At 42.4% G+C, this 6,303-nt stretch carries 4 protein-coding genes; 1 reads left to right on the top strand and 3 read right to left on the bottom strand.

All coding sequences use genetic code 11. The features are described from left to right. Nucleotides 1-220 precede the first annotated feature (220 nt). Both K5Q58_RS18165 and K5Q58_RS18160 read right to left on the bottom strand, forming a co-directional pair. Nucleotides 221-766, bottom strand: a complete 546-nt coding sequence (locus tag K5Q58_RS18165) for an excalibur calcium-binding domain-containing protein (protein WP_220755274.1) — start codon at nt 764-766, stop codon at nt 221-223. Between the two features lie 19 nt (nt 767-785). After that, a complete protein-coding gene (locus tag K5Q58_RS18160) occupies nt 786-1,763 on the bottom strand; it encodes a nuclease-related domain-containing protein (protein ID WP_220755271.1) in 978 nt (325 codons plus the stop codon). A 651-nt stretch (nt 1,764-2,414) separates the two neighbouring features. Between K5Q58_RS18160 and K5Q58_RS18155 the strand changes: the two genes are divergently transcribed. Next, complete coding sequence (locus K5Q58_RS18155; RefSeq protein ID WP_259651390.1) at nt 2,415-3,155, top strand: zinc metallopeptidase; 741 nt, start codon at nt 2,415-2,417, stop codon at nt 3,153-3,155. A gap of 112 nt (nt 3,156-3,267) precedes the next feature. Here K5Q58_RS18155 and K5Q58_RS18150 read toward each other — a convergent pair whose 3' ends face one another. Continuing rightward, nucleotides 3,268-6,303: a molybdopterin dinucleotide binding domain-containing protein gene (locus tag K5Q58_RS18150; RefSeq protein WP_220755270.1), complete on the bottom strand. Its 3,036-nt coding sequence runs from the start codon at nt 6,301-6,303 to the stop codon at nt 3,268-3,270.

Genomic DNA, 6,303 nt, shown 5'->3' with positions numbered 1-6,303 from the left:
ACTAAAGTAAATAAAATTGAATAAGCTAAAAATTCAATATACCAATCAGAAAAACCTACCAAATAAACAACTATATAAACACAAAACCAAGTTAGCATTACCATAATTGCTTGATTGAAAACTTGGTCATTATCCATGTTTTCTGATTTTATTCCCCGCATATATATCCTTAAAAGTGGAAAGTTGGGGTCAGAGTAAATTTTATCCTGACCTCTTAATATCAGTTACACCACTGCCTTTCGCAGGGGACGCCATCGTTATTACCATCCATTTTTGTGTCAGGGCAGTACTTGTTGTAATACATTGCTTCTTCACATGACCGCATATGGCTACAGTGGGTTTTTCCTGCCTCACAGCGGAAATTTTGTACGGGCTTAAACTCCATTTGTTCAACATCTTGGTTGGTTAGTACTGGCGTTGTGGTCATTTCTTTGTATTTCTGAAAGCCAAATATGCCGAGGGCTAATATGATTAAAAGAGGGATAAGCATGCCGCTTGTTGATCTATTATTGTCGTGTCGGCGATTATTATTGGACTTGCGGGTAGAGGTGACTGCGACACCTTCGATATTGGCTTTTATCGCTTTGATCTTTCCATCACTTTGAGTCTCTGAAAAGTAGTTGATTTGATCGCCTACGAGTGGTTTTCTCGCCATGTGTTTGAGTATTGATATATGAATGAATATATCTTTATTACCTGTGGAATCAGGTTTGATAAAACCAAAGCCTTTGTCGTCGTTCCAACGAACAAGTTTGCCTTTTTCCATGTTGTTCAATTTCTATTCCTTAGATAATCTGCTGACTATGACTGCAATCTTGGCAATTCAAGGTGTAAGTTTCTTTTCGTTTTTGTACTCTAGTATTTTTACTTTGACACTGCGGGCAGGCTTGTTTCATGGGCGTATTTTTAGTGCATTGATTACAGTTAATGTAATAACCAAACTTACCGTACATTGGGGTGTAGTTTGTTGATTCACCACAATATTTACAGCTTAATTTTGTTGCTGATGTAGGTTGGTTATTAGTTATTGGAGTGGTGTTATTAACTGCTGTTGGTACTTGGGGTTGCTGATTTTCTTCAGGAGTTTTAGTGACCACTTCACTTGCTTGGTTATTGCTATCGATATGCTGGCTGATGATGAAGCGGCCAATTGAGTCGAGTTCTTGCTGGTTAAAGTAAGGTCGAGTGTCATACACATTAACTTTTCTTAAAAGCTTATTTCCTAATTTCATTATTTTGTTGAGCTTATCCACCAAAAACTCAGATTTGACCAACTTGTCAGACACTTTCTGGGGCATAGTGTTTCTATCAATGATCGCATCACTTGATACCACGCAGAGGTGATCCCAACGGCGACCATTGAAACCTTGTTGAATACCTAGCATCTTGCCAAGAATTTCTACTTTATGATGCTTGAGTAGTTCTTTGAGTAATAGCTGTTGCAGTTCAACTTGCTTGATTGGCGAGGGGATGCCTGACCATTTTTGATTAAAGCTTCGAGTCCATTCACCTTGTTTATTAACCTTCACATTGCCTTTAATACTTTTTGATTCGATCAGCACAAAGCCATAGGGATAAACGATTAGGTGATCGATTTGAGCTGTTTCATCATTAAAAGTGAATTTGAAATCATTGATGACCAGTATTTCAGGATTGTCTTTGAAAGCTCGGCGAAGAAAAAATGCCACATTCTGCTCTTGCTTTTGACCAGCAATAGCCTGTGGTGAAACCGTATTTTGAAGGGTTTTGGTTTTCAGAATCATTTATCAACAGCATCCATTCATAACTTGATAATAATCAGTACCATAATACTCATAAACTGGGTTTGAAAGCTATAGAATGATTTCCTATTCATCAGGTAAAACTTCATTATTTAACAACGCTCTATTGGTATCTAGCCTAAAAGCTTCAAACCGAACTTCTTGTAAAAGAAAAAGAAAGCTCCGATACCTAACGGTATCGGGGCTTTTTAGTTGATGGATGATTTAGAAATACTGCAGCATCTATATAAGTAATTTGTTCTTCAATTTAACTCAGTAGATTGAATAGTCATGATGAATGTTGACATGAAAATGTAGGCTCAATAATCTCTGTCGGAAGTGTCCGAAACGATGAAGTTAATTAGCGTGATGTTGGCATGGATGCCAACATAGCCTCGGTTAAGCCATGGATGGCGCATCTGAGGCGGTAGTTAATTCACTTCTAATCGTGAGGAAATCACGCTTCTTCGGAGCGGGTAGGAGATCCAAGAGGGAGTAGCCGTTATTCCCTCTTGGTCTGGTGTGGGCGAAGCACCACGACTTTTTCTTTAGTGCCATAAAAATCAAGTAAGTGCGTCTGTCCTAATCTTACTTATTTCTAACAAGCAATGACACGCATCCACGGCTAATAGCTTTGCGTAACGGTTAATGGCTTTGAGTAAAAGCCGTGAGAGTTATATGTATGTTTATGGCATACTGGTTTTCATGCTATGGATCATTCTAATTATTATCATTGCGGGCTGCATATTCTTGCCCGGCTTGTGGGTCAATCACATCATTAACAAGTTTAAGCAGCCTGCTGATCGCTACCGTCAGCAAGGGAGCGGTGGTGAACTTGCTCGTTATCTTCTAGATCGTTTTGGCTTGCATGACGTCAAGGTTGAAGAGACGCCCGACGGCGATCATTATGATCCCGCCGCCAAGACTGTTCGCCTCACGCCTGATAATTTTTCCGGTTATTCCCTGACTGCAGTGACTGTCGCCGCCCACGAGGTCGGGCATGCTCTACAGGACTCTCGCGGCGAGACGATGTTTATCACGCGACAAAAGCTCGCTAGAGCCGCAATGGTCGGTGAACGTATTGCTGGCATAATGATGTTAGCGGCGCCAGTGGTCTTTATGCTAACCCGTATACCGCAAGCTGGCGCGTTGACTATTTTGGTTGGCGTGCTATCGATGGGGTTGAGCACTATTGTGCATCTGGTGACCTTGCCAGTGGAGTTCGACGCCAGTTATGGCAAAGCGCTGCCCATTCTAAAAGAGGGCAAATACCTGCATGACGGTGACCTAAAACATGCGGAGAAGATCTTAAAAGCAGCTGCGCTGACCTACGTAGCAGGCTCGCTAGCCAGCTTGCTCAATCTTGGCCGCTGGATAGCGGTGCTACGACGCTAGTAGGAAGTGATTTGGGTCAAGTAAACTTTTAAACATCTCCATATTAATAATATGAAATTTGAAAGCCCCGATGCCTAGCGGTATCGGGGGTATTATTGCTAGGGTCTTTGAATTAAGCCGCTACGACTTTAACGGGTACACCATGACGACAAGTACAATAGGTATCGACATCCACTAATGGAGCAAAACCTTCACGGGTCGGGTCGTTTGGCAAAATGGTATTGACCTCGGTACCTGCACTTCGGCGCGGATCGCCCTTTAACTTTTGATCGTCAATCCAAATATCATTGGCCCCATAGGCTGTATGTCCAAAGCCCATTGCAACAGATACGGCTCCTTCAACCATATCCTCGACCAATTTTAATGTTCCTAAAGCAGGTCGATTAATTGCTGATGCCACTTTGACTTGCTGACCATCCGTTAACCCAAGCTTTGAGCCTGTGTTTTGGTGCATATAAACATAGTTAGTTGGGCTAAACTCTGTGGTTCTATGGTAAGACACCGACCAGTTAGAACGTGCGGTAGGTTTGTATGAGCTAATCACTAATGGATATTCTGACTCTGGCCAGTGTTCACGCCATTTATCTCCATTCCAGAACTGGTTAGGGCGATAGATAGGCACGCCACTGCGGTGTTCACCAGTGTAGCAATGAATACCTTCTGTAAGACCTTCATTATAAAGATTTAAGCATAATCTTGGCTTGTTAGCTTGAAAGTCACCATCGTAGCGGGGAGAGTCATCATAATAGCCTCCACGGGACAATAACCTCGCAACTAATTGTTGCTCGTCAGGCGTCAAATGCGGGTTTATCAGTCGTGTTGCAAATGGGATACCCGATAACTCTACATCTCGTGCTGTTGCTTGAGGCAATTTATTCTTAAGGGAAGTTGCAGCATTTGCCAACGAATAAGCGGACCACTGCGCTTCAGTATGCAGATCAACATAATTGCCATCTTGTTTTTTAATGGCTTTATCGCCAAAACCTTTTAGCTTCAGCTCTTTGGAGATATCGATTAAAAATTGTTCCATACAGATGGTGTGCCCTGCTGCATTTTTATCAATTTTTGATTCAAGCATATGACCAGATGCGCTGACTCCTTGGCGCTCACTGCCCCAATGAGACTCTAGAGCGACCTCTTCGAGATGTACAAAGTCAGGGATGAGGTAATCAGCATATTCAGTAGTGGTACTAATTTGGTCAACGATACCAATGACCAATGGAATACCATACTCACCGTGGGGATGCTTAAACGCATCAAAGACTTGAGTGGGTAAACCTGCGGCGCCGTATAATACATTTGCTCGCCAAGAGATAAACGCCTTTAATTGATATGGTCGTTTATTGACATGGCTCGTTAGCATTTCCGCAGCATTTTGCATTGGAAATACTTCGCTCCAAGGGTCTTGCGATGGGTACGGGTTTTGACCTGAGGTTAATTTGTTTTGATACTCAGCTGACAATTCATATTTACCTTCACGGTTTATTGAAACACCCTGATCTTTTTTGCCGTAACCGCCTTCAACTTTTGCCAGTTCATAGGGCCCTGATAAACTGGAAACACCACCATTCGGCGTAGTCGCACCACCTTTAGCATGATGACAACCAATTAATACATTGAGCATGGCTGCGCACCAACCACTTGTTGAGGCATCGGAGCTGTTAGCGCCTGTGGCTAACTTAACCGTAGCCCTGCGTCCATGTTGGGTGAGTTTAGTGGCTATTTGTCGAATACGACTTTCAGCAATCCCCGTTACAGAGGCATATTCTTTCATCGAGTGCGCATAAGCCTGCTGGCGCAATAAAGCCAGTGAACTCATTACATTAATCGACTCGCCATCTAAGATTACTGCTTGTTCAACCATTAAATCTGCAGTATCAGTTCTATCGACAGAGGTTAACTTGCCATTCACTAATACTTGGATGTCTCCAAGCTTATTACGCAAAAATTTATTGAATTGAGGGTGAGTGGGGTCCTGCACAACTAAGTAACTTGCATTGGTATGGTGTAACTCCCCTGACTTTTTGGCAGCTGCATCAGATACATTTTGTAAATGTGTAACATTGTATAAGTCATTCTCAAAAATATGACGCATTAAACCGAACAAAAATGGCGTATCTTGACCGGGTAAAATAGGCTGCCAACTGCCTCCTGTGCCATGAATTGTTGCATTACGAAGGATCGGATCAACCTGTACGTATTCGAAGTTGTATTGCGTTCGAGCTTCTGCAAGTTGAGCACTGATTAGGTTTAATGAATTGCCTGAATTTGAAGGTGCATTACCAACATATAGGGCAAATTTACATCCGTCAGGACCGGAAGAGAAGTCTAGATCAGGTTGGTTTTGTGCTGCGCCAGTAAAAATGCCTGATTTAAATATTCTACTAATACCAATGGCTTGAGATAATCCACAGTAGGCAGCTTTTTGTCCGATGGTTGTTCGGTATTGCTCTGAAAATCGGCGTAGCAATGATGTTCTTACTTTCAATACGGAACTGTAGGAAAGCATCAGTTGCTTGGAAGCTGGACCAAATAATGGATCGCTTGGACAAGCAAGTTTATCTGGCTGATGGATAGCACGTAATCCGTCAACATGGCCTTCACCAAACAGGTTTCCGCCATTGAGGATTTCTTGTATCGCCTGCTCATATGGAATTTTTACCCAGCGACGTTCTCCTCGCTGACCAACACGCTTTAACACGCTAGTTATACGCTGTTTGCTATCAACAGCTTGGCCAGCTGCAGTTCCTCGAGCGCAAGTTGTTGCTCGATTATTGCTACTGTTTTGATTGGTCAGGTTAATTAATGCTGATTCAACCGAGATCTCTAATGGTTCAGGCTTTAGGCGGTTATTGGGACAAAATGGGTTGCCGGATACTCGCTGAACTTCATTGGTATTCTTATCAATTCGGACTCGAACTGAGCAACCATCGAAACAGCCGAAACAGCGAGCAAAACCAGTTCTGACATCATTATGAAGCTTAAGTTTTCCATCTATTACTTGATACTCAGGAGGTAGAGTTTCACCACTCACATTAATTTTATTGGGTTTTGGCTTAGGTTGCTTAGGGTGGCAAGCAACTAAAGATGCACTTGCAGTTGCAATAGCGCCAGCTTTTAAGAAGTTTCGTTTTGACTTATCAATCAT

The sequence above is a fragment of the Shewanella sp. KT0246 genome, from assembly GCF_019654955.1.
Lineage (GTDB): Bacteria > Pseudomonadota > Gammaproteobacteria > Enterobacterales > Shewanellaceae > Shewanella > Shewanella goraebulensis.
The sequence above is the reverse complement of the archived record's forward strand: the minus strand, read 5'-3'. Positions and strand labels throughout refer to the sequence as shown.

Bases quoted from the DNA above. Each gene is read 5' to 3' on its own strand.
- K5Q58_RS18165 (WP_220755274.1), bottom strand. From the start codon at position 766: ATGGAAAAAGGCAAACTTGTTCGTTGGAACGACGACAAAGGCTTTGGT.
- K5Q58_RS18160 (WP_220755271.1), bottom strand. From the start codon at position 1,763: ATGATTCTGAAAACCAAAACCCTTCAAAATACGGTTTCACCACAGGCT.
- K5Q58_RS18150 (WP_220755270.1), bottom strand. From the start codon at position 6,303: ATGATTGATAAGTCAAAACGAAACTTCTTAAAAGCTGGCGCTATTGCA.